The sequence below is a fragment of the Ruegeria sp. genome, from assembly GCF_965199275.1.
Lineage (GTDB): Bacteria > Pseudomonadota > Alphaproteobacteria > Rhodobacterales > Rhodobacteraceae > Ruegeria.
In genome coordinates, this window is record NZ_CBDAQX010000035.1 from 20712 (window position 1) to 43638 (window position 22927).

The 22927-nt window shown below is 59.1% G+C and carries 28 protein-coding genes and 1 pseudogene; 13 read left to right on the plus strand and 16 right to left on the minus strand.

From position 1 onward, the window contains the following. Positions 1 to 4: 4 nt before the first annotated feature. The 10 genes from ACOERD_RS28715 to ACOERD_RS28760 all read right to left on the minus strand — a co-directional run bounded on the left by ACOERD_RS28715 (position 5) and on the right by ACOERD_RS28760 (position 8470). Positions 5 to 385, minus strand: coding sequence for a hypothetical protein (locus tag ACOERD_RS28715; RefSeq protein WP_170689413.1), 381 nt, complete (start codon positions 383 to 385; stop codon positions 5 to 7). After that, positions 382 to 1467, minus strand: a complete 1086-nt coding sequence (locus ACOERD_RS28720) for an EscU/YscU/HrcU family type III secretion system export apparatus switch protein (RefSeq protein ID WP_419741279.1) — start codon at positions 1465 to 1467, stop codon at positions 382 to 384. The genes ACOERD_RS28715 and ACOERD_RS28720 overlap by 4 nt, the downstream gene beginning before the upstream one ends. Beyond that, on the minus strand, positions 1464 to 2237 hold the full coding sequence (locus ACOERD_RS28725; RefSeq protein WP_419741280.1) for a flagellar biosynthetic protein FliR: 774 nt from the start codon (positions 2235 to 2237) through the stop codon (positions 1464 to 1466). The genes ACOERD_RS28720 and ACOERD_RS28725 overlap by 4 nt, the downstream gene beginning before the upstream one ends. Continuing rightward, the gene (gene flhA / locus ACOERD_RS28730; protein ID WP_419741406.1) at positions 2234 to 4261 is read right to left on the minus strand and encodes a flagellar biosynthesis protein FlhA; all 2028 of its coding nucleotides are present in this window, start codon (positions 4259 to 4261) and stop codon (positions 2234 to 2236) included. The genes ACOERD_RS28725 and flhA overlap by 4 nt, the downstream gene beginning before the upstream one ends. A 69-nt stretch (positions 4262 to 4330) precedes the next feature. After that, positions 4331 to 4564, minus strand: coding sequence for a hypothetical protein (locus ACOERD_RS28735; protein WP_419741281.1), 234 nt, complete (start codon positions 4562 to 4564; stop codon positions 4331 to 4333). Positions 4565 to 4691: 127 nt separating this feature from the next. Beyond that, on the minus strand, positions 4692 to 5873 hold the full coding sequence (locus tag ACOERD_RS28740) for an ISNCY family transposase (protein ID WP_419737631.1): 1182 nt from the start codon (positions 5871 to 5873) through the stop codon (positions 4692 to 4694). Between the two features lie 69 nt (positions 5874 to 5942). Then, the gene (locus tag ACOERD_RS28745) at positions 5943 to 6446 is read right to left on the minus strand and encodes a transglycosylase SLT domain-containing protein (RefSeq protein ID WP_419741282.1); all 504 of its coding nucleotides are present in this window, start codon (positions 6444 to 6446) and stop codon (positions 5943 to 5945) included. Positions 6447 to 6519: 73 nt separating this feature from the next. Then, a complete protein-coding gene (locus ACOERD_RS28750; RefSeq protein ID WP_170463010.1) occupies positions 6520 to 6948 on the minus strand; it encodes an Lrp/AsnC family transcriptional regulator in 429 nt (142 codons plus the stop codon). 49 nt (positions 6949 to 6997) lie between these two features. Further along, the gene (locus ACOERD_RS28755; RefSeq protein ID WP_419741283.1) at positions 6998 to 8212 is read right to left on the minus strand and encodes an MFS transporter; all 1215 of its coding nucleotides are present in this window, start codon (positions 8210 to 8212) and stop codon (positions 6998 to 7000) included. A 3-nt stretch (positions 8213 to 8215) separates the two neighbouring features. After that, entirely contained in the window at positions 8216 to 8470 is a 255-nt protein-coding gene (locus ACOERD_RS28760; RefSeq protein WP_170379951.1) for a metal-sensing transcriptional repressor, read from the minus strand. 133 nt (positions 8471 to 8603) lie between these two features. Here ACOERD_RS28760 and ACOERD_RS28765 point away from each other — a divergent pair, with 133 nt between their 5' ends. The 7 genes from ACOERD_RS28765 to ACOERD_RS28795 all read left to right on the plus strand — a co-directional run bounded on the left by ACOERD_RS28765 (position 8604) and on the right by ACOERD_RS28795 (position 13382). Next, the gene (locus ACOERD_RS28765; protein WP_419741284.1) at positions 8604 to 9218 is read left to right on the plus strand and encodes a ribonuclease D; all 615 of its coding nucleotides are present in this window, start codon (positions 8604 to 8606) and stop codon (positions 9216 to 9218) included. Then, positions 9215 to 10177, plus strand: a complete 963-nt coding sequence (locus ACOERD_RS28770) for a KpsF/GutQ family sugar-phosphate isomerase (RefSeq protein ID WP_170643530.1) — start codon at positions 9215 to 9217, stop codon at positions 10175 to 10177. Before ACOERD_RS28765 ends, ACOERD_RS28770 begins: the two co-directional genes overlap by 4 nt. 11 nt (positions 10178 to 10188) lie before the next feature. Then, positions 10189 to 10788: an LPS export ABC transporter periplasmic protein LptC gene (lptC, locus tag ACOERD_RS28775; protein ID WP_170379954.1), complete on the plus strand. Its 600-nt coding sequence runs from the start codon at positions 10189 to 10191 to the stop codon at positions 10786 to 10788. Positions 10789 to 10833: 45 nt separating this feature from the next. Then, a complete protein-coding gene (locus ACOERD_RS28780; RefSeq protein WP_419741285.1) occupies positions 10834 to 11286 on the plus strand; it encodes an LptA/OstA family protein in 453 nt (150 codons plus the stop codon). Beyond that, positions 11286 to 12044, plus strand: coding sequence for an LPS export ABC transporter ATP-binding protein (lptB, locus tag ACOERD_RS28785; RefSeq protein WP_170379956.1), 759 nt, complete (start codon positions 11286 to 11288; stop codon positions 12042 to 12044). The genes ACOERD_RS28780 and lptB overlap by 1 nt, the downstream gene beginning before the upstream one ends. 252 nt (positions 12045 to 12296) lie before the next feature. Continuing rightward, positions 12297 to 12860 (plus strand): ribosome hibernation-promoting factor, HPF/YfiA family, encoded by a 564-nt coding sequence (gene hpf, locus ACOERD_RS28790; RefSeq protein ID WP_170379957.1) that lies wholly within the window; start codon positions 12297 to 12299, stop codon positions 12858 to 12860. Positions 12861 to 12917: 57 nt separating this feature from the next. Next, complete coding sequence (locus tag ACOERD_RS28795) at positions 12918 to 13382, plus strand: PTS sugar transporter subunit IIA (protein WP_170550318.1); 465 nt, start codon at positions 12918 to 12920, stop codon at positions 13380 to 13382. A gap of 292 nt (positions 13383 to 13674) precedes the next feature. Here ACOERD_RS28795 and ACOERD_RS28800 read toward each other — a convergent pair whose 3' ends face one another. Beyond that, positions 13675 to 15417, minus strand: a complete 1743-nt coding sequence (locus tag ACOERD_RS28800; protein WP_419737624.1) for an IS1634 family transposase — start codon at positions 15415 to 15417, stop codon at positions 13675 to 13677. Between the two features lie 254 nt (positions 15418 to 15671). After that, positions 15672 to 16187: a CAP domain-containing protein gene (locus ACOERD_RS28805; RefSeq protein WP_419741286.1), complete on the minus strand. Its 516-nt coding sequence runs from the start codon at positions 16185 to 16187 to the stop codon at positions 15672 to 15674. Between the two features lie 169 nt (positions 16188 to 16356). Here ACOERD_RS28805 and ACOERD_RS28810 point away from each other — a divergent pair. Both ACOERD_RS28810 and ACOERD_RS28815 read left to right on the plus strand, forming a co-directional pair. Then, positions 16357 to 16956: pseudogene (locus tag ACOERD_RS28810) on the plus strand (L,D-transpeptidase). 140 nt (positions 16957 to 17096) lie between these two features. Further along, positions 17097 to 17279, plus strand: coding sequence for a hypothetical protein (locus ACOERD_RS28815; RefSeq protein ID WP_170379961.1), 183 nt, complete (start codon positions 17097 to 17099; stop codon positions 17277 to 17279). A 75-nt stretch (positions 17280 to 17354) separates the two neighbouring features. On the opposite strand, the gene hemH is transcribed toward ACOERD_RS28815, so the two are convergent. Next, entirely contained in the window at positions 17355 to 18404 is a 1050-nt protein-coding gene (hemH, locus tag ACOERD_RS28820; protein ID WP_419741287.1) for a ferrochelatase, read from the minus strand. Positions 18405 to 18460: 56 nt separating this feature from the next. Beyond that, complete coding sequence (locus ACOERD_RS28825) at positions 18461 to 19291, minus strand: class I SAM-dependent methyltransferase (protein WP_419741288.1); 831 nt, start codon at positions 19289 to 19291, stop codon at positions 18461 to 18463. Here ACOERD_RS28825 and ACOERD_RS28830 point away from each other — a divergent pair. From ACOERD_RS28830 to ACOERD_RS28845, 4 genes are read left to right on the plus strand one after another with little or no spacing between them, the layout of a single operon-like run. Further along, positions 19272 to 20036, plus strand: a complete 765-nt coding sequence (locus ACOERD_RS28830) for a double zinc ribbon domain-containing protein (protein WP_419741289.1) — start codon at positions 19272 to 19274, stop codon at positions 20034 to 20036. The two genes, ACOERD_RS28825 and ACOERD_RS28830, sit on opposite strands and share 20 nt — an antisense overlap. A gap of 37 nt (positions 20037 to 20073) precedes the next feature. After that, complete coding sequence (gene grxC, locus ACOERD_RS28835; protein ID WP_170455778.1) at positions 20074 to 20331, plus strand: glutaredoxin 3; 258 nt, start codon at positions 20074 to 20076, stop codon at positions 20329 to 20331. Continuing rightward, positions 20331 to 21161, plus strand: a complete 831-nt coding sequence (locus tag ACOERD_RS28840) for a carbon-nitrogen hydrolase family protein (RefSeq protein WP_419741290.1) — start codon at positions 20331 to 20333, stop codon at positions 21159 to 21161. Before grxC ends, ACOERD_RS28840 begins: the two co-directional genes overlap by 1 nt. 14 nt (positions 21162 to 21175) lie before the next feature. Continuing rightward, entirely contained in the window at positions 21176 to 21616 is a 441-nt protein-coding gene (locus ACOERD_RS28845) for a MarR family winged helix-turn-helix transcriptional regulator (RefSeq protein ID WP_170379967.1), read from the plus strand. Positions 21617 to 21726: 110 nt separating this feature from the next. On the opposite strand, the gene ACOERD_RS28850 is transcribed toward ACOERD_RS28845, so the two are convergent. Both ACOERD_RS28850 and ubiG read right to left on the minus strand, forming a co-directional pair. Next, a complete protein-coding gene (locus ACOERD_RS28850) occupies positions 21727 to 22161 on the minus strand; it encodes a hypothetical protein (protein ID WP_419741291.1) in 435 nt (144 codons plus the stop codon). Between the two features lie 10 nt (positions 22162 to 22171). Further along, positions 22172 to 22918 carry a bifunctional 2-polyprenyl-6-hydroxyphenol methylase/3-demethylubiquinol 3-O-methyltransferase UbiG gene (gene ubiG / locus ACOERD_RS28855; RefSeq protein WP_419741292.1) on the minus strand — a complete coding sequence of 249 codons (747 nt, stop codon included), beginning with the start codon at positions 22916 to 22918 and terminating at the stop codon, positions 22172 to 22174. Between the last annotated feature and the right edge of the window lie 9 nt (positions 22919 to 22927).

Here is a 22927-nt window from a genome sequence, read left to right on the forward strand (position 1 = left end):
GTCGTCACGGTTTGGGCTGTGACTGCGCGCGTTTCTGTTCGGCCTTGAGGGTGTCATTCAAACGTTCAACGGCTTGTTTGCGCCCAAAGGCCTGACGCAGTTGCTGCATGGCTGCAAGCTTCTGTGCCCGGCATCGCGCCAATTCCATGTTCAATTGCCGCCGTGTCGCGGCCTCCCACCCATTCCACAAAACATCGGTTCCGGTGATCTGATACCCATCGGTCACCGCACTGTCCTGACGGGTTTGCACGACCTGTGCGTCAAGACGCGCCAACTGAGCCTGCACACGCGCTTCGGCCTCCAACACGGGGCGCAGCTTCTGATATTCGCTTTGATAGACCGCTTCGGTGACCGATTTCAGGGCGGGCAGTTCGTGGCGTTTCATCCAATCTGTCCTTTCGCGCGCTTTCGCATGGCTTCGGCAAACCGGATCGCAGCAGCGACCGGGCGATAGTGTTCTTCGGCGATCTCCTGCCCGATCTCGACGGTCGCGTGAATAGCGCGCGCCGTTGGCGGGTCCGAATGGATGGGAACGCCCGCCTCGCCCGCAGCCGACCGGATCGCGGCGGCGACCTCGTCGACACCCTTGGCTACACAGACGGGGGCCGCCCCAGCTGTCCGGGACCATTTCAAAGCGACCGCGTAGTGGGTCGGGTTCACGATCACGACGTCGGCTTTTGGCACATCGGCCATCATCGGATTGGTCACAATCTCCTGCGCCCGCGCGCGGCGCTGTTGTTTGACATGCGGGTCGCCCTCGGCGTCCTTGGTCTCATCCTGGATTTCCTTGCGCGACATTCGGTTCTTGCGCATGTGTTCGGCATATTGCCAAACGTAGTCGACGACCCCGATCGCAAGTGCGATGGCGATTACAATGAACAGAAAGCGAAACAGCAGGCTCATCATCAGCAAGATCGAGCTATGGGCCGGGGCCGCGCCGGCGGAAACGATCTCGGTCAGGTTGGCCTTTAGAAACAAGGTCAGACAGGTGCCGTAGATCAGCAGTTTGGCAAAGCTCTTGGAGAATTCGAACAGCCCGCCCCGTCCGAACTTGTTTTTGGCGTTGGATAGGAGTGAGATCCGCGAGATCTTGGGTTGCAACTTGGTGGGTGCAAAAAACAATGCGCGCTGGGCGATGAGGCTCAGCAAAACCGCCGCCGTCGGAAGCGCAAACAGAAGGGCCACCGGCAAAAGCGCGCCCTTCAGCATTCCGGCGACCGGCGCAGATGCAGGCCCCGAAGCAACAAGCTGAGCGATGTCATCCGACTGGTCGATCAGAACCACAAACAATGTGCCCATCTGATCGACTGTAAACTTGCCGACCGTCAGCAGCGCGATCAGCAACCCGGTATAGGCGGCAACAACGGATAGATCGTTGGACTTTGCAACCTCACCTTTTTCGCGCGCTTTCTGCAGTTTCTGCGGCGTCGGGTCAAAGGACTTGTCACTGTCGTCATCGGTGCTCATCGAACAGATTCCAGCGGGTTGAGGGTGAAGGAAAACAACGCGTCCGCCCAAACGGAAAGGATCAGGGGGGCTCCGGCAAACAGCAAGAACAGCCCTGCAAAGGTGATTGCGGGGGCTCCAACGAAGGCAACCATCAATTGTGGCATTGCCCTGTTGATGACCCCAAGAGCAAGATTGTAGATCAATGAGGCGATCACGAACGGGGTTGCCAATGCAAAGGCCAGGCCAAAGCTGTGGGCGACTTGCCTGACGCCCCATTGCGACAGATCAGGGGCCGATAGGGCCTGACCCAACGGGAACATCGCATAGCTGTGGATCAGGAACTCGGCAATTCGGATGTGCAGGCCTATCAGCACCGCCAGGGCCAGCCCGGCCAAGGTTAAGAATATCCCCAACGCAGGGGCCGGGTCGGCGGCCGCACCACCCAAAAGCTGAGACAGGGATGTCGACTGCGCCGCAATGGACCCGGCGGTCTGAAGGGCCAGCACAAACAGGCGCAGCCCCATGCCCAGAATCATGCCGATCAGAACCTCGGTGCCGACCAGACGCGCCATCGGCAGCAATCCAGGACCGTTCTGCGGAGAGGGCACTGCGGGCAGTACGATCAGGGTAAAAGCCACAGCAACCGCAAGCTTGACCCGGACGGGGATGCTGCGTTCGCCAAAGGCGGGCAAGAGGGTGACCACAGCGGACACCCTCAGAAAAACGGCAAACGCATGCCACAGCCCCGTGCCGAGTTGTCCCAACAGCTCGGGCGGCAGGGCGATCATGCGGGTACGGTTCCGACCAGGGCGGGGCGAGCCTCGAGCCCGATTTCTTCGAAGGAGAGGACCGGATTGGACACCCCGCGCGCCTGCATGATCGAGCGCAACAGGCGACGCCGGCGGGTCGAGGTCACGACGGCTGGAAACAACCCGTGATCGGCGGATTGTGCGACGCTGTCCACCACACCGTCGGCCAGCTTGTTGAACAGATTGGGGGGCAGCGCCACGTCCTGCCCGGCGGCAGGGCCGTCGATCTGGTAGCTGGCAAACGTATCCTCCCATTCGGGGGCCAGTTGGATCAGCGGGATTGAGCCATCCTCACGTTTCATTTCGGCCACCAGCTGAAAGCCCAGCCGTTGGCGGACCAGCTCGCAAATGCCTTCGGGCTGAGTGGTGGTCAGGCGCGCTTCGGCCACGCTTTCAAGGATCAGGGCCATGTTGCGGATTGAGACACGCTCATCCAGCAGCAGCCTTAGAACCGCGTGCAGCGTGTCGATCGGTACCTTGTCGGGGATCAACTCATCCAGCAGCTTACGGTTCGCTTCGGCCCGGACGGGATCGCTGAGGCGGGTCATTTCCGACAGCAAACGACGCAGGGATTTCAGTGTCAGCAGGCGTGAGAAGTTCTGCTTGATGATCTCCAGCAGATGGGTCGCCAGAATCTCGGGCGGTGAGACGATGGTGGCCCCGTTCAGGGCGGCATCCTCTTGATCTTTAGGCAGAATCCAGCGGGCGGGGGCACCGTAGACAGGCTCGGTCACGTCATTGCCGTCGGGCAGAAACTCATGCCCGTCCTGCACCAGAGCCAATACCAGATCTGGGTTCAGCATGCCGCGCGCCTGTTCGACGCCCTGCACCTTGATGATATAGGTGCCGGTGGGCAGATCAGCACGGTCGGTCAGGCGAATCTCGGGCAGGATGAGGCCAAAGGTCGAGGCCACATAAGTCCGCATATTCGCAATGCGCGCGTCCAGCCCGGTTCCGGGGTTCAACACCATGCTGACCAGATCGGGCGCAAATTCCAGATGTACGTCGTCCAGATCCAGGATATCTCCGATTGCTTGCGAAACAGGGGTTTCCGCTTCGGGGGCTGGAGTTTGTGCCTGAAGCACCTCGGCCTTCTGCTTTTGATGGACCCTGTAGGCCGCGTATCCCAACACGCCCGCGCCCAGCATGAAGGGCAGGAAGGGCAGGCCAGGAACGAGCGCGAAAAGAACCATCAACACAGCCACTGTGCCCAGAGCGGCCGGGTGCTTTCCCAGTTGCGAGAAAATGGCGTTGTCGGTCGCGCCCTGTGTACCGCCGCGCGCCAGCAAAAGCGCCGAAGCGATCGAGATGATCACCGCCGGGATTTGCGAAACCAGACCATCGCCCACGGTCAGAATGGCGTAGGTTTCAAAGGCCGATGTGACCGGCATGCCATGCACGATCACGCCCATGACCAGCCCCATCACAAGGTTCAGCAGCGTGATCAGCAGCCCGGCAACCGCATCGCCTTTGACGAATTTCGACGCGCCGTCGAGTGAGCCAAAGAAGGTCGTCTCTTGCTGTTCGCGTTCGCGCCGCTTTTTGGCTTGCTGGTGGTCGATGGCCCCGGCGGACATGTCGCTGTCGATGGCCAGCTGTTTGCCCGGCATTCCGTCCAGAGCAAAGCGCGCGCCGACCTCGGCCAGCCGCGCGGCGCCTTTGGTGATCACCATAAAGTTCACGATCAGCAGGACGCAGAACACCACGAGGCCCAGAAAGATACTGCCGCTCATCACGAAATTGGCAAAGCCTTCGATGACGTTGCCTGCCGCATTTGGCCCGGTATGGCCCTGACCGATGATCAGTTTGGTTGATGAGACGTTCAGCGACAGCCTCAGCATCAGTGAGGCCAGCAGGATTGTCGGGAAGGATGAGAAATCCAGCGGGCGTTCGATGAACAGCGTCAGGGTGAAAATCAAAATGGCCAGCGCGAAGGACGCGGCCAGCCCCACATCCAACACCCAGGCAGGCATCGGCAGGATCATCATCACGATGACGGTCATCAGCGCCAGCGCCAATAGGACGGTGGGCGAGAACAGGGACCGGGCGTTTATGGTGGGCACGCTGACCTCCTAGTTGAATGCGATGAAGGCGGTAGCAGCACCCGTCGCCGGAACCAGAGACCCCAGAGATCCACCATTGGATTCAAATGGTTGTACCGGGATCAGCGGAGCGGCTGACCCTGTGAAAGGGTCCCGCGATGCCACATGAGTTTGGGGTGGAACGGACCCGTCCAGCTGAGCCAGAAGGGTCTGGAAGCGACCGCGATAGGCCTCGGCCAAAGACGGCGTACGTGTCGAGAACATTCTGAATTGTCCGGTGTAGGTAACATGCCAATTGTCCGCTTCAGTTGATTGCGCGGTGGCCCAATTCGGAGGGAGCCGTAGGCGACCGTAGATTTGGGCCACCGCGTTCGCGCCACGTCGAAGCGGGTCACGCGACTTTGTGTTTGCTATCCTCCTGTGTGATGGGTGATCCGTCAGGCTGGTAGCGGCCAATGCATCTCGGGCCGTGGAAGATGACCAGTTGACCATCGGGGTATTCGTGGACCCTGACCTTCGCCTTGACGAAATGATGACGGTGCCTGTCTGCCGCGATCTGCATGACCAGGCCCTTGTAGCGCACCGTATTGTCGTTGCCGACGACGCGGTCTTCCTGCACACACAGGGTGTCGCGCACATTGCCTGTAAACGGCACGAAGGCCGAGGTCGTATCCTCCGGCTCCTTTGCAAACAGGGCATTGTGTTCGGGAAGATAGACCTCTTTCAGGAACTGATTGGCCTCTTCAATGGTTGTGATCCCATGGGACCGCAGTTCCTGCGGCAATCGGTTCTGGAACGTGCCAAACATGCGTTCAGACCGTCCACGGGCCTGCGGTGAATAGGCCGGGATCAGCTCAATGCCGAGTTGCTGCAAGGCGCGCCCGACCTGGGTCAGATTGTCCTTGTCCACTTTGCCGCCCGCTTCGGGCGTATGCCAGTAATGAGAGCCCCGATCGGCATAGAGCGAGCAAAACAGACCTTGCGCCTCGATCACCTCTGTCAGCCCCTGAAAACTGCTCATCGTCCCTTCTTCCTCGACAAAGAATGCCGAATAAACCCGGTTGGTGGCATCGTCCATGGTGACGATCAGATCCCACCACTGACCCGGAACCCATTCATGGCTGGAGCCGTCCTGATGCAACATCATGCCAACCATCGGACGGCGGGGCCGCTTGCGCCGATGGGCACCTCGTCGGGGTGCTGCCTGAACCCGGCCGTGGCGCTGCAGTGTAAGCCGCACCCAGTTGTAGCTCTGTGTGAAACCATGGTGGGCCACCAGCTTCTCGTGGAAATGCTTCGGCGTGTAATCCCAGTACTTGGTATCAAACAGTTCAAGCATCTCCATGACCTTATCCGTGGCAACACGATTGTTGGCCAGTTTGCCAAGCCGACGGTCGTACAGACCTTCTGCACCATCCGCCTCAAATCGATCCTCCCAACGCCTGACGGTGCGCACGGATACACCCAGTATCTCAGCCGCCTGTTCTTGCGTCAGCTTGTTCGCGCTTCGCCGCGAATACACATCTTCAAACTTCATCAGTCGAACTTCCTGTAACACTTCTGCTCGGTTCATAACGCCTCCTCTCAGAGACAGAATAGAACCGGACAGATCGCATGTTACATACACCGGACATATCGCGTGTTAGCGACAGGCCAAAGACGGCGTACGCGAGTGATAGGCCCCGGCGGCGGCGGGCCAGGATCCAAGCTCGGCATAGAGGTCTTTGAGAAACTTTGCGGCGTAAGTGGCGTTCTCCTGCGGATCGAACATCGCGTCGATCGAGCGGAAAGCCTTGCCGTGCCAGCGGTAGTTGATCTGAAAACACCCGATGTCAAAGCTGCGTTTGCCGGCTTTGAAAATCCGGAAGACATAGGTTTTTGCCTCAACCTCGGAAGTGAACCAATAGCCCTGCCCTTCGACATTGATGGTCCAGGGCCAGGGTTGTAGCCGCCCGTCATGGGTGCGCCCCGTCTCAACCCGTGAAATGGCGCGCAGGATGTCGAGTGGCACACCTTCGGACAGTGCCGCGCGGCGCGCGGCCTGATCGCAGATATCGCCCGCGCGGGCATCCGGCATGGCACGCCCGGCCTGCGCGATCAGCGCAAGCGTCAGCACAAAGACGATCGAGACGAAACGATGGGGCATTCTGCCGGTCCGGGATTCGGGTCATTCCGGGCCAAGCTAGCCAGTCATCGGTTTACAGAGGGTTATCGCTCCATCATTTTCGGTCGATCCGACGCCCGAACACGACGCTGGTATTGGTGCGCAGAACACCGGGGATTTTGGCCAGCTCATCGACCAGAATATCCAGATCCTCGATCCGGGGGGCCTCGGCAGACAGTAGCAGGTCAAATTCGCCATTGATCGACAGGCAGCGTTTCACCTCGGGGTAGGCCTCAAGCCGTTTGATGATGCGGGTGGTTTCCTTTTGTTGGACTTCAAGCATCACGATCACCTGCACGCGCGGGGTATCGTCGGTGGCGTGCAATTGAACAGAATAGCCTGCGATCACGCCACGCTCTTCCATGCGCTTGATCCGCTCATGCACGGTGGTTCGGGCCACGCCTAACCTAGCCGCGATATTCGTGGTCGATTCACGGGCATTGTGCTGCAGCGCGGTGATAATGCGGCGGTCGAGCTGATCCATGGGGCCTCCGGCAGGGTCGCTTTGGTGTAGAGCAGAAGCGCCCGGAGGCTCAAGGCTTCTGCGCCGAGGGGGCTTTGTCGGATCGCGGCCAGATGATCAGCGCAGCAGCGATCCCCAATGCGGAAGCGCAGGTTATCGTGGTCATGACCACGGTTGCGCCGAAACGGGTCATCAGCCACCCCGATAGCGGATAGAGGACCAGCCAGCAGGCATGGGACAGGGTGAACTGGGCGGCAAAAACGGCGGGTCGGTCCTCGGGCCGGGCCGAGCGGGTCAAAAGGCGGCCCGAGGGGGTCAGGGTCATCGAATAGCCGAAGCCCACGCAGGCCCAGAAGGCCGTGAGCAGCGGTAGGGTGAGTGCTCCGGATGTCATGGCTGCTCCGGCCATTGCCAGCACGCCAAGTGTCGCCCCGGTCAGCATGACCCGGCGGTCCTTGAACCGATCCAGCAGAGAGGGAAGTACGAAGGCCGTGATCATCGAGCCGCCTCCGAACCCAGCCAGAGCAATCGCCACCGCGCTTTCGGACAGGCCGAGGTCCGCGCGCACAAGGACCACCGTATTAACGATCACCATGGAGCTGAGCGCGGCTGCAGACCAGCTGAGTGCCAGAAGGCCGCGCAATCGTGTTGTCGATAGATAGATGCGGATGCCGCGCGTTGTCCGGTCGTATATTCCGCGTCGCTCCGCGGGTTTGGGCGAAGGTAAAACAACGGAGACCACCAGCAGGGCGGAGGCAATAAACCCAGCTCCGGTCCCCCAAAACAGCGTGTCAAAGCTGACAAAGACCAGTAACGCAGCCGCCAGCATGGGGCTGAGCAGGCTTTCCAGATCATAGGCAAGGCGCGACAAGGAAAGTGCGCGCGTGTAGTCCTGCTCATCCGTCAGGACATCGGGAATCGTGGCCTGAAACGCGGGGGTGAACCCGGCCGAGGCCGATTGCAGGACGAAAATCAGCACATAGACCTGCCAGACCTCTGACACGAAGGGCAGGCACAGGGCGACCGCGGCCCGGATCAGATCCAGCACCACCAGCATCCTGCGCCGGTCGAGCTGTTCTGCAAACGCCGCCGCCAGCGGGGCAATCCCCACATAGGCCACCATCTTGATGGTCAGAGCGGTGCCCAACACCATCCCTGCAGCCTCGCCCGCCAGATCATAGGCCAGCAGGCCCAACGCGATCGTCGCCAGCCCGGTCCCCGTCAACGCAATGACCTGAGCTGCCAGAAGGTGGCGATAGGTGCGGTTTTGCAGGATGCCGAGCATTGGTCAGAGGTACTTTGTGATGGTTTTGAAATCTTCGATGGCCGATCCGTCCTCGGATGTCAGGCAATGGTCGATATGATCGTGGATCAGAACCCGTTTGGCATTGGTGATTGCTTTTTCGACGGCGAACAGTTGCTGGGCAACGTCGGAGCAGGGCGCGTGATCTTCGAGCATGGCAATGACTTTCGCCAGATGCCCATGCGCCCTCTTCAGGCGGGCGGTGATTTGCGGGTGCGATTCATGCGTGTGATTGGTCATGATATATCCATATCCCCCCCATGGGGATAATATCAAGCCCATCCAGCGACAGAACGCCCGGCTACAGGCTCAGCGTTGAGTTTGCCGGATAAACCGCCTATCTCGGGGTCGAGACCGCACAAAGGAAACCTCTGTGGCAAACCACCTGTATAAAAACGACCTGCCCGACGGGCTGGACCTTGGGCCGATCGTGGCCATCGACTGTGAAACCATGGGGCTGAATCCGCATCGGGATCGCTTGTGCGTGATCCAGATGTCCGGCGGCGACGGCGACAGCCATATCGTTCAGGTTGAAAAGGGGCAAACCGAGGCTCCGAACCTTTTCGCGATGCTGGAAGACCCCGACGTGCTGAAACTGTTCCATTTCGGGCGTTTCGATATCGCCGCGATGTACCACGCCTTTGGGGCACTGGCCGCACCGGTCTATTGCACCAAGATTGCCAGCCGCCTTGTGCGCACCTATACCGACCGCCACGGGCTGAAAAACCTGTGTCAGGAGTTGATCGGCGTCGATATCTCGAAGCAACAACAGATGAGCGATTGGGGGGCCGAGACCCTGTCTGAGGCCCAGCTGGAATACGCGGCTTCGGACGTGTTGTACCTGCATCGCCTGCGGGATGAGCTGAACAAACGGTTGGCCCGCGAAGGCCGGACCGAGATGGCGCAGGCCTGTTTTGACTTCCTGCCGATGCGTGCGAAACTCGACCTCGCAGGCTGGCCCGAAACTGATATTTTTGCGCACTCATGACCGATACCGAAGCATTCCTGAAAACCGCCCGTCAGGTTGTTACCGATGAGGCCCGCGCGCTGGACGCGCTGGCCGAAAGCCTGAACGAGGATTTTGCCGAAGCGGTGCAGCTGATCCTGCAGGCCACCGGTCGCATCATCATCAGCGGTATCGGCAAGTCGGGCCATATCGGTCACAAGATCGCGGCCACATTGGCCTCGACTGGCACGCCCGCCTATTTCGTCCATCCCGCCGAGGCGAGCCATGGTGATCTGGGTATGGTATCCAAGGATGATGTGGTTCTGGCGATCTCGAATTCCGGCGAGGCACCGGAACTGGTCAACCTGCTGGCCTTTACGCGCCGCTTTGGTATTCCGCTGATCGGTCTGTCCAGCAAGCCGGAAAGCACGCTGATGAAACAGGCTGACGTGCATCTGCTGATCCCGTCCATGGGTGAGGCCTGCGGGTTCGGCATGGTGCCCTCGATCTCGACCACGCTGACGCTGGCCATGGGCGATGCGCTGGCGATCGCGCTGATGAAACACCGCGATTTCAAGCCCGAGGACTTCCGCGCCTTCCACCCCGGCGGCAAACTCGGCGCGCAGCTGTCTACCGTGCGCGACCTCATGCATGCCGATCTGCCCGTGGTGCGGTCCGGAACCTCCATGAGCGAGGCGCTGCTGGTGATGAGCCAGAAGAGCTTTGGCGTGGTGGGTGTGACAGATGATGCGGATCGCCTTTTGGGCATCGTCACCGATGGCGACTTGCGCCGCAATATGGACGGGCTTTTGAACAAGACCACGGATGAGGTCATGACCCGCGATCCTCTGACCATCGCGCCCAACGCCATGGCGGAAGAGGCCGTAGGCATCATGAATGACCGCAAGATCACATCGCTGTTCGTGGTTGATCCTGAAGCGGATGGGCAGGCGCAGGGTCTGTTGCATATCCACGACTGCCTGCGCGTCGGTCTGGGTTAGGGAGTGATACGGTGGATCGCTATTCCCGCATGGTTCAGTTCCTCAAGGTGCTGCTGCCTCTGACGGCGATTGTTTTGCTGTCCACCGTTTTCCTTCTGTCGCGCAGCATCGAGACTGATGTCTCGGTGCCCTTCTCGCAGGAGGATATCGAAGATCGCCTGGCCGGCCAGGTTATTACGCAACCGAACTACCGCGGCACCACCAAAAAGGGCGAAGAGGTCCAGATTGAGTCGACCAGGGTGGTCCAAGGTTCCGAGGGCGAAGAGCCGACGGCATCGCAGTTTCGCGGGCGGTTCGGGATGCTGAACGGCGGTGAGATCAAACTGGATTCCAACTCGGGCCTGATCCGACCCGATAAGGGGACGGCGACCTTTGTTGGTGATGTGGTGATTACCACCTCGGACGGCATTCAGGTCACGACCGATCTGCTGAATACATCGCTGGAAGAAATACGTGGCGACACTCCCGGTCAGGTCGATGGCACCGGCGTCATCGGCACATTCTCTGCCGGTCGTATGCAATTTGGCACTGAAAAAAAGGACGGACCGGTCCATATTCTTTTTACAGACGGCGTGAAGTTGGTATATGAGCCAACAAAAGCAGAAAGATAACCTGTGATCTATTTTCGATTTCTCTTTGTTTGCATGGCTCTGTTGATGGGCCCGGTTTCTGCCATCGCACAGGAAGCGCAGGTTGCATTCGGTTCGGTCAAGGCCGACCCCAGCCTGCCGGTCGAGGTGACCTCGGAATCGCTAAACGTCAATCAGGAGGATGGATCGGCCGAGTTTCTCGGCAATGTGATCGTGATTCAGGGGGAAATGCGCCTGTCGGCTGAGCGGGTTCTGGTGATCTACAGTCAGGACCGCTCATCCATTGAACGGATGGAAGCGACCGAGAATGTCGTTCTGGTCAGCCCTCCGGATGCCGCCGAAGGGGATCAGGCGGAATACACCATCGACACAGGTGTGATCGTGATGAAGGGCAACGTGCTGCTGACACAGGAGCCCAGCACGATTAGCGGCGACCAGATGGTTGCGAACCTGACCTCGGGCACCGCAACGATGACGGGCCGCGTCAAAACCATTCTTCAGCAGGGTGGCGGAAACTGATGGCTGCCCCAACCTTGTCTGTCGCGGAAGGAAGCGCAGGTCTGCGCATCGAGAAACTGCGCAAATCCTATCGGAAAAAAACTGTGATCCGGGATGTGTCCATGACGCTCGACCGGTCCGAAGTAGTCGCACTGCTGGGTCCGAACGGGTCGGGTAAGACGACGACCTTTTACTCCGTCGCCGGGCTGGTTTTCCCCGAAGCCGGTAAGGTCACGATAGACGGGCAGAATGTCACGACGCTGCCGATGTATCGCCGCGCTCGTCTTGGGATCGGCTATCTTCCGCAGGAGATGTCGATTTTTCGCGGCATGAGCGTCGAGGACAATATCGCCTCGGTTCTGGATATCACCGTCAAGCACGCCCATCGCCGGAAAGAGCGGTTGGAGGAGCTGCTGTCGGATTTCTCGATCGAACACCTGCGCCGCGCCCCCGCGCTTGCCCTGTCCGGTGGTGAGCGGCGCCGGGTAGAGATCGCGCGCTGTCTGGCCGCCGATCCGAAATATCTGCTGCTCGACGAACCCTTTGCGGGCGTTGACCCGATCAGTGTGGGGGATATCAGGCATCTGGTGGCTGATCTGAAGAAGCGTGGGATCGGCGTGTTGATCACCGATCACAACGTACGCGAAACGCTCGAGATCGTGGATCGCGCCTATATCCTGCATGACGGGCAGGTTCTGATGTCAGGTACACCTGACGAGGTCGTTGAGAACGAAAACGTGCGCCGGGTTTATCTGGGCGAAAACTTCCGTATTTCATAGGGTTGGGCGATTTTTCGCCGGACGCTTAGCGGAAATCGCGTATATACACCTCTGTTTTGATTGACTCTTCCGCCGCCTCTTGTCTCAATTGGGGTATGGCATTTATTCGGTTCCAGTCTGGATCTCGATACCCCTTCGCTGAAGGGCTGGGACGGCAGCAACCGATCAAAATGTCGATATCCCCCACCCGATAAAAACAAGCATGTTGCGTGACGCAACGTCAGAATGGGTGTGAATTGTGAAGGAGATCACATGCGTTACCAAATCAGCGGAAAACAGATCGACATCGGTGCGGCCCTGCAGACCCACGTGCAGACCGAACTGGGCGAAGTTGTTGGCAAATATGCCCAGCGCCCGACCGACGCCAATGTCGTCTTTTCCCGTTCGGCGCATGAATATGTATGCGAAACTACAGTACATTTATCTACCGGCCTGACCGCTCAGGCCAAGGCCCACGCAACCGAGATCTATGCAGCGTTCGAGGCATGCTGTGACAAGATGGAAACACAGTTGCGCCGTTACAAGCGCCGCCTGAAGGACCATCACAAGGATCGTTCTGAGCCTGTTGAACTCTTTGGGGCGTCCTCTTATATCCTCGCCTCTGACGAATCGAACACGGCAGATGAACCCGAATCGCTACAGCCCATGATTGTGGCTGAGATGGAAACAAAGATCCCATCGCTCAGCGTTGGTGAGGCCGTAATGCAAATGGAACTTGCCGGAGCGCCGGTGTTAGTGTTCCGGAATGAGAACAAGGATGGGTTGAATGTCGTGTATCGCCGCGATGACGGCAATATCGGCTGGATTGATCCTTAAACAGGCAAGTTGAGAGAGATTGGCCCTCGCACGCTAGGGCCGCTATGGAGCATGATCATGGAGCTTTCGAGCATTCTCAAGCCCGAAGCAGTACGTGTGTTATCTGCCGCGTCTAGTAAGAAGCGGCTGTTTCAGGAAATCGGCGACGTCGCTGCCGGTGCTTTGGACCTGGATACCCAGGTCGTCGTGGATTGCCTGCTGGAGCGCGAAAGCCTCGGCCCCACGGGTGTGGGTCATGGCGTGGCATTGCCACATGCGCGGCTGGGCGGGATCGAGTCGGTCTCGGGCGTTTTTGTGATGCTTGAAAAGCCGATCGACTTTAGCGCGGTTGACCGCCAGCCAGTGGATATCGCCTTTGCGCTGTTTGCCCCCGAAGAGGCGGGTGTGGATCACCTCAAGGCTTTGGCGCTGGTGTCGCGCACCCTGCGTGACAGCGCTGTGTGCTCCAAGCTGCGGGCGAACCCCGATCCGGTCAAACTATACGCGATCCTGACCGAAGCGCAGTCCATGCAAGCCGCTTAAAGCCTTGTGAAATAGCAAAAAAGCCCGCGAAAACCGCGGGCTTTTTTTGTTTTTGGAAGGGGCGGGTTGTTAGCCGCCGGTTCCCATTTCCAGCGTCCACCAGATCTTGCCACCGTTTTCCTGATGCCACGCAAAACCCATCTGGGTGGCCTGGGGGTCCAGGATTACAGAACGGGGGCCCCTGACTTCCGACATTTTTTCGTATAAGTCATTGATATTATTATGCCTTGGTTGCCAAAAGGCACTACACGGACTTTTTTCGCCAGCGATTGTTTCGGAGTGTTGAGGGAGCTCAGGCTTTGGTCTGGCCAGTTTTTCGGGTGCGCCCGGGGGGTATCTTGAAAGGGGCTTCGTTCCAGGTCAGGCCGACGCAGGTGAGGATGCGTCTGGCATCGACCGTGGCATGGCTTGGCATGCCGTAGCGGTCAGGGGTGCCTTTGTGGCGCAGGATCGAGAGCTGCAATGCGTTCAACTCGTTGCGGATACGAGCCGGGCTCATCGGGTGTCCGAGCAGGTCCAGATGCTTGCGCAGGTGCTGCAGGCAGCAGAAGGCCATGTAGCAGATGGCGATATGGGCCCGGACCCGACGCGGCGACCAGTGATAGATGGGCCGGATTTTCAGATCGTGCTTGTTGGTGCGGAAGCAGGCTTCGATCTCCCACAACTGGTGATAGCGGGCAATGACGTCCTGTGCCTCCAGTTCGTCCGCACCATGAACAACAATGGCATGCAGCCCGTCCCATTGTGCCGCTGCCTTGATCTTTGCATCATCCAGCGTGACGTCCCCGCTGTCGGGGAAGGCCAGGAAGCGGCCATATCCCCGGCTGCTGAAGCTGCCGGGTTTGCGAGAGCGCTTGAGCTTCTTGTGCAGCTTTTCGATTGCCTTGTCGCGCTTGTGGGCATCATTGCGTGCCCGGGTGGGTGACCAGGTCACAATGACCCGCGCTCCCTCCTGGTCGATCACCTTGTACCAGCCCTTCTCGGTTGCCTCTTCAGAACCGTGTCCAGCCCAAGGCTGGCGTCCCTCCGGGCTCAAAATGTTCGCCTTCACGGCGGCCGGGGCGGACTTCATGCGATAGCCGAGGATGTAGGGCAGACCCTTGTTCTGCAACATCTGCTGGTTGTCCTTGCTGAGCATGGCGGCATCGGCCACGAACGTGACCCTGGCCACGTCGAAGCGTCCCTCCAACGCCTTCAGCGCAGCTTCCAGCGTATGACCTTCCCAGGTGTTTCCCGGGAAGAGTTCATAGCCCACAGGCAGCCCATCGGAGGTGACGATCAGCGCCAGCATGACCTGAGCGCGGTGATGCTTGCCATCCTTGCTGAAGCCCTTGGCCAGAAGATGATCCTGCTCGACCCCGTCCGCATCCTCGGCCGGGTCCTCGCGCTCGGTGTCAAAGGCCAGGGTCGTGCAATCGTAGAACAGCACGGTCACTGGCCCGCCCAGCAACTTCTCTGCCGCCGCGTGAGAGGTTTTGCAAATCCCGTCTATCACCGGCGTATTGATGTAATCCATGCTCCGATAGACCACGTCCAGATTGAGCGTGATGCCTGCCTGGTTCTCCAACGCCTCCACGGTCGCGCGCTTGCTCTCGGGCTGTGCGATCCGCGCCATAACCAGCTCTTTCACAATGCGATTGGCACTTTTACGCGCCGCCCCCAGAAGGGCCCCCCAACCCAGTTGGTCATACATCGTCCCCATGACATCCCGCAGACCCAGAGAGACCCGCGCCTCCTCACGGCACTCGGCAAGATCAACGCCAAGCTTGTCCGGCCGCGGAGCGCGGCGCACCAGCGCCTGCAGATCGGCATATTCCGTGGGCGTGAACAGTTCCATTTGCGGCGAGCGATCAATGCGTAATTGCTCCATCAAGCGGCCCGCCAGACGCTTGATATCCTCAATCTCGCTGTCGTTATGGGCCACACCCACATGGCGCAGGATCTTCTGGCGTACCTTGGAGCCGGTGCGGACGGATTCAACGATCTGGATCCGTGTGCGGTTGAGCTTTGCGTCATGTTTGGTGCGGATGAACATGGGCGAAGAGGTTAGCCATCTGAAGGCCCATGTCAATACTTTTTATAATAATGGGGCACTACAACGCGCCTCTGAGCAACCACACCTGAAAACAAACCAAAAACCCAGTCAGATCAACAAAAAGGTCGGAAGTCAGGAAACTATACGCGATCCTGACCGAAGCGCAGTCCATGCAAGCCGCTTAAAGCCTTGTGAAATAGCAAAAAAGCCCGCGAAAACCGCGGGCTTTTTTTGTTTTTGGAAGGGGCGGGTTGTTAGCCGCCGGTTCCCATTTCCAGCGTCCACCAGATCTTGCCACCGTTTTCCTGATGCCACGCAAAACCCATCTGGGTGGCCTGGGGGTCCAGGATTACAGAACGGGGGCCGGGTTCCTGCATCCAGGCGGCCAGTGTCTTGGTTTCCGTCTCATAGGTTTCCGAGATCGCCTCACCCAGGAATGTCCCGAAATAGCCAACGCGCGCCGCCCGGTCGATTGGGGAAGAGCCATCCGATCCGAAATGCCAGGGGCGATTCTGCCGGGCCATATCCTTGGAATGCGTCGCGGCCGCCGCGTTCAACTGAGAGTTCAGTTGCACGGACTGCAAGCCCTGCGCCTGCCGCAGCGCATTCACCGAATCGAGCATGCGGAACTGCAGCTTCTCGGGGTTGCCACGGATTTTGTAAACTGAGGGCAAGGGGCGCCCATCGGCACCCAGCGCCGTGGTGCTCGTGTCGGTACATGCCGCCAAGGCGACAAGGCAAATCAACAGAAAAGAAAAGATACGCGTCATGATCGACCTGATTATTGTGTCGCTAACGGGCATAACGCGCTAGGCTGTCTTGAGCAAACGCACAATGACCATAGCCTGCATGATTCTGCCGGTTTGGTTTGCGACTGAAGCATTCTGGCAATAAAATGGGCCAGATTTTCCATTTCGCCATAACGAAGGACCTTTTGTCATGGTAAAAAAGCACATTCCTCTTTCGACCCGCCGGGGGTTTCTGGCCGGAGCCTCGTCTCTGCTGGCCGCGCCTGCGATCGCGCAGTACATCCCGGGTGACCCGCTGCGACCTGCACCTGAACCCGAAGCGCCGGTCCGGCGTAATGTCTCAGGATTCCGCGCTCAGGACTGGCGGCCTTATTTCTCGAACACCAGAAACGGGGCCATTCTGGTCGATACCACGTCACGAGCGCTGCATTATTGGTCAAATGATCAATCTGTATACAAACTCTACCCCTCTTCGGTTCCGTTGACCGAGGAAATGACCCGTCGCGGGCGCACCAGCGTCATTCGCAAGGTTGAGGGGCCGAGCTGGTCTCCGACGCCGTCGATGAAGAGGCGAAACCCCGAATGGCCCGATTACATCCCGCCCGGTCCCGATAACCCATAGGGAACGCACGCTTTGTACCTGGGATGGAAGTATTACCGCATCCACGGCACCCATGACACGCGCAAGATCGGGCGGAAATCTTCGAATGGCTGCATCGGCCTGTTCAACGATGACATTGCCGAGCTGTTCTCAATGGCGAAGGTTGGCACGCAAGTGTTGCTAATTTGACGACATTTTCGCTCACCGACTCGATTAATCGGCAAGTTGCAATTGCATTCCAACCGCTTTGCTGATTAGAAAAATATCACGAGGTAAGTCTTAGATGTGCGGTTCCGCGGACTGGAGCCGTGCAGATTCTGGAGGTTAATATGAAAAAACTCGTTCTCGCCGCTGCACTGACCGCTGCTGCTTCGACCGCTTATGCCGGTAACCTGGAAGAGCCGGTTGTTGAGGCACCTGTTGTTGTTGAAGAAACCCAGGGCACGTCGCAGGGCATCATCCTGCCGCTGATCCTGCTGGTTGTAGTTGCCGCAGCTGTTGCAGCAAGCTAATTCGACGAGCAATATCCAGAGAAAAGGCGGTGGAGCTTTCCACCGCCTTTTTTCATGTCCAGTTGTCGGGGCTGGTTAGTCCAGCCAGCCGTTCAGATTATCTTCGATGATCTTGCCCAAAGCAGCAATATGCGAATCATCGTCATTGAGGCAGGGAATATAGGTGAAGTGTTCACCGCCGGCCTCTTCAAAACTTTCCTTGATCTCTTCGTTGATCTCTTCCAGCGTTTCGATGCAATCGGCTGAGAACGCCGGTGCAATCACCGCTATGTTCTTTTTACCCTGTTTCGCCAGATCGGCCACATGGTCGACCGTGTAGGGCTTCAACCACTCCTCAGGTCCAAAGCGTGACTGGAAGGTTGAAACCAGCTGATCGTCCGACCAGCCGAGCCGCTCTTTCAGCAATCGTGAGGTCTTGACGCATTGGCAATGATAGGGATCGCCCTGTTGCAGATAGCGTTCAGGCATCCCGTGATAGGAACAGACCAGCACATCAGGCTTGGTCTCCATCTTGGCATAGGCGCGTTCGACGGATTGGGCCAACGCCTCAATATAGGTGGGTTCGTCGTAATAGGCGGGCACCGTACGGCTGGCAGGTTGCCACGGTTCCTCCATCAGGCAACGGAAGAACTGGTCATTGGCGGTTGCCGTCGTGGCACCGGCATAGTGCGGATAAAGCGGGAAGAACAGGATACGGTCGCAGCCCTCTGCTACCATATTCCGGACTTTGGATTTGGTCGACGGATTGCCATAGCGCATGCAGAAATCGACCATCACCTGATCGCCATAGCGGGCCTGCATCGTATCGCGAAGCTTGGCGGTCTGGTCCTTGGTGATCGTCATCAGCGGGCTTTCACCCTTGTCGTGATTCCAGATCGACTTGTACGCCTCACCCGAGCTGAAGGGGCGCTTTGTCAGGATGATCGACTGCAGAATCGGCTGCCACTTCCACGCCGGGTAGTCGATCACACGGCGGTCTGAGAGGAACTCGTTCAAATAGCGGCGCATTGGCCAATAGCTGTAGTGATCGGGGGTGCCCAAATTGGCCAGCAGGATGCCCACGCGCCCCATTTTAACCTTGGGGTGGTCGGCTGGTGCATGCACGGGGCGTGTGGCGTCAAACATTTGGGTCTTCCTGCATTTTCTAGGTCTGGCCTGAGATAAGGGGAAATGTCCGGTCGTCAATCGGACAGTTTGCCTTCATCGGTACCAAGGGCTTCGGCAAGGCGCATCCGGGCGGATCCGGGGCGCAGCGGTTTGGGTTGGCTGTCGTCGGGCGACCAGCCGGTTAGGCAGATCAGCTCGAACGTGGCGGGCAGGCGGCCTTGAGACGTTGCGAAATGTTCTGCGTAGATGCTCTGCGCGCGTTCGAACACCTTGCGGCGGGTCGGGGATTTCAATCGGTTGGTCAGCACGTTGGTCTCGGCCATCGCGCGCAGGTCCTGCATCAGATGGGTCAAGTCTCGATATTCCGCCGTCATAGGCACCGCATCCGCCACCGGCAGCGCCAGCCCCGTGCGTTGCAGCAGAGCGCCTAGATCCCGCAGCTCTCCCATCGGAGCGATTCGGGGGCTGAGGCCACCGGTCACCTCGATTTCGGCCTGCCCCAGGGCGGCGCGCAGCTGATGCAGGGTTTCTCCGCCCAGACAGACGGTCAGAAGCAACCCGTCTGGGCGTAAGGCGCGGTGACATTGGATCAGCTGGCCGACCGGGTCATTGGCCCAATGCAGGGCCATCGCGTGAACCACCAGATCATGCGTGCCGGGCGTAAGCTCCAGCGTTTCCTCATCCGCCACGAGTGTCGCGCCGGGCAGGGCATCCTGCCAGATATGCGCAAACGGGGTCACTATCGCGGGTGTCGTAAAGGTTCTGTTAACCATGCTCAGCCGATCCTGCACCTCGTCCACAGCGGCGCGGTGCAGAAACAGGGCCTCATCCTTAGCCCGTGCGCGGCGGTGGCGCAGGGTGGCTCGGTCGAACAGAGAGGGTGCATTGGACGCAGGCATTTTCATACCCCGCAGGTATCGCATTTGGCCCCGAGTTCAAACAGCGTTGCGCCTCATCTATCCCCCGCGATGTATGAGCTGCGGAGAGCTGACCGAATCCGACTTTGGCCTTTGTGCCACATGTTGGCGGGACACGCCGTTCATCGGCGGAACGGTCTGCGACAGTTGCGGCATGCCCGTCCCCGGCGAAAGGGACGGCTTTCGGATCGACTGCGACGATTGCCGTAAAACGCCGCGTCCGTGGCAGGACGGGCGCGCGGCGTTGCTGTATAAGGGGCGGGCGAAATCTATGATCCTGGCCTTGAAACATGGCGACCGCCCCGAACTGGCCAAACCCGCCGCGCGCTGGATGGCGCAGGCGGGCCGAGAGGTTCTGAAGCCCGACATGTTGATCGCTCCGGTTCCGCTGCACTGGTCCCGTCTGGTGAAACGGCGATACAACCAATCGGCGCTTCTGGCACAGCATCTGGGGCGCGAGACAGGGTTAGAAATCTGCCCAGACCTGCTGGTGCGAACGGCGCGCACCCCGGTTCTGGACGGCAAGACCGCCGCTCAACGGGCCGAGGCACTGGATGGGGTCATTGCGACGCATCCCAAACGGGATCAGCGCATCAAAGGGCGCAATATCCTTTTGGTGGATGACGTGATGACATCGGGTGCGACGCTCGCAGCCTGTACGCGCGCATGTCTTGCCGCGGGGGCAAATCATATTTTCGTGTTGGTGCTGGCGCGCGTTGCCAAGGATGCCTAATTCGCACAAGATTGTGTGAAATCGAAGGGACGGATTTATGAAACCTGTTGAAATCTACACATCGCCTCTGTGCGGCTTCTGCCACGCTGCCAAGCGCCTGCTGAAGCAAAAAGGGGTCGAGTTCAAGGAAATCGACGTCTTGCTGCATCCAAAGCGCAAGCCCGAGATGATCAAACGTGCCGGCGGCAAACGCACTGTGCCGCAGATCTTCATCGGCCCCGATCACGTTGGCGGCTGTGATGACCTCTATGAGCTCGACCGTCAGGGCAAGCTGGACCGTCTTCTGGCGGCGTGATGAAGACTGCTCTGCTGCAAATCACCTCGTCGGACGATCCGGCTGCGAATCTGCAAATGGTGCGCGCCATGATGGCCGAGGCCGCCGAGCAGGGCGCGCAGTTCATCCTGACCCCCGAGGTCACGAATTGCGTGTCCAACAGCACCACGCGGCAGCGCGAGATGTTGCAGCATGAGGAAGACGACACAACTCTGGCCGGTCTGCGGCCGCAGGCCGCTGAGTTGGGTGTTTGGCTGCTGATCGGATCATTGGGGATCAAGACCCATGATGCGGATGGCCGTTTTGCCAACCGGTGCTTTATGATCGACCCCAAGGGGCAGATCGTGGCGCGCTATGACAAGATCCACATGTTCGATGTGCAGGTGACCGAGACCGAAACTTTCCGCGAATCGGCCAATTACCGCCCCGGCGACAAGGCCGTCATCGCTGAGACGGATTTCGGCAAGGTCGGCCTGACGATTTGCTATGACATCCGCTTTCCGCACTTGCATGCCGCGCTGGCGCAGGCCGGGGCGCGGATTTTGACGGTTCCGGCGGCGTTTTCGCCCGTCACAGGGGCCGCGCATTGGGAATCGCTGCTGCGCGCCCGCGCGATCGAGACCGGCTGCTGGGTTCTGGCCCCCGCGCAAACCGGCACACATCCCAAAACGCGGGGCAAAACCCGCCACACATATGGTCACAGCATGGTCGTCGCTCCTTGGGGAGAGGTTCTGATCGACGCAGGGACCGATCCGGGCATTCACTTTTTCGAATTGAATGATAGTTCTGTGTCCGAGGCGCGCCGTCGCGTGCCCTCATTGACCCATGTGCGGGCTTTTGACGGCCCCTGAACCAGAACCGGACCATGACAGACGACACCAATGCCCTTGCGGTCACGCTTTTCAGCGAGATCCTGACCGCCGACCAGCTATTGCGCAACCGGCTGAGCCGGGTGCTGCCCAAGGGCATGGAAATCTCGCATTTCTCGGTGCTGAACCATCTGGCCTATGCCGGAGGGGAACGGACGCCCGCGCAACTGGCCAGCACCTTCCACGTGACCCGAGGGGCGATGACCAACACTTTGGCCAAGCTGGAATGGGCCGGCTACATCCACATCCGCCCCGACTGGGACGACGCCCGCCGCAAGATGGTCGCGATCAGCCCCGCCGGTCGCCGCGCGCGCGATCAGGCGATTTCGTCGATTGCCCCGCTCATTAATCGTGTGGTTGGAGAGCTGGGGCTGGAGCGGGTGCGGAGTACGTTGCCGGTCCTGCGAGATTTGCGTTTGCAGTTGGAGGGGGAGTAGGGCGCTTTAGCCTTTTCCCGCGAAGCCGATACAAGTAATTTGAGGCCTTCAGGTGGCAGTCGGACCGCTTGAACCCCAATCGAATAGACCGCGGCTTTCACCAAGCGCAATCACAACAGCTTCCATTTGAACTCTCGCATATTGGTTCTGATGGCCCCACAATTGGCGACGATTAGTAGTTCTCCTGATTTCAGAAGCTGAAGATCATGTGCGTCGAGGCCCTCAGGGTCGTACTGCACAAGCGCATAAGCTCGAAACCCACCAGAGCGCCTCACCCAAGCGGGGACTTGTTTTTCATCTCGCAGCTCAGATGTGGCGATCAGTCGAATTGTTAAATCGGCATTCTTGTAGACGGGATCCTTCCTCAACGGGTTGCCTTGAATGGCATATCTCCTGGCGAGAGCCAAACTGCCCGCATCCGAGAGTCGTTGTCCGGTTTCGAAGCAATACCCGTTGGTCCGTTTTGCGCTTCGGTAAACTGAAGTTGAGAAAACGGCTATAGTGATCGCAATCGTAGCGAAAACCAACACGCGGGCGAACGTCATATGTGGTGTCCTATCCCGGTTTCACACTCGCCGTTACATAATTCACGCTCAAATCTCGGTCCGAGATCGACCAGCTCCACAGGATCGGGTTGAAGACAAAGCCCTTGCGGTCCACCGGCTCAAGTCCGGCTTGGCGCAGCAGGTCGAACAGCTCATCGGGGGTGATAAACTTGTTCCACTCATGCGTGCCGCGCGGCAACCAGCGCATGACGACCTCGGCCCCGAAAATGGCCATCGCATAAGATTTCGGGTTGCGGTTGATGGTCGAGCAAATCTCGATCCCGCCGGGTTTCAGCAAGTGTTGTGTGGCAGTCAGGTAGCTCAGTGGGTCGGAAACGTGTTCGACCACTTCCATGTTCAGCACGACGTCGAACTGCTCGCCTGCAGCGGCCATGTCCTCGGCGGTGGTGTGGCGGTAGTCGATCTCAAGCCCCGATTGTTCGGCATGGATGCGGGCGACGGGCAGGTTGCCCGCAGCGGCGTCGGCCCCCACGACAGTGGCACCAAGGCGGGCCATGGGTTCGCTCAGCAGCCCTCCGCCGCAGCCGATATCCAGAAGGCGCAGGCCCTCGAACGGCACAGGCGCGGTCAGGTCGCGGTCAAACTCACCCGCGATTTGCTGTGTGATATAGTCCAGTCGGCACGGATTCAGCATGTGCAGAGGTTTGAATTTCCCATGCGGGTCCCACCATTCCGCTGCCATCGCCTCGAATTTAGCGATCTCGGATGGGTCGACCGTGTTCGGATGCGCTTGCATTCCTGTCTC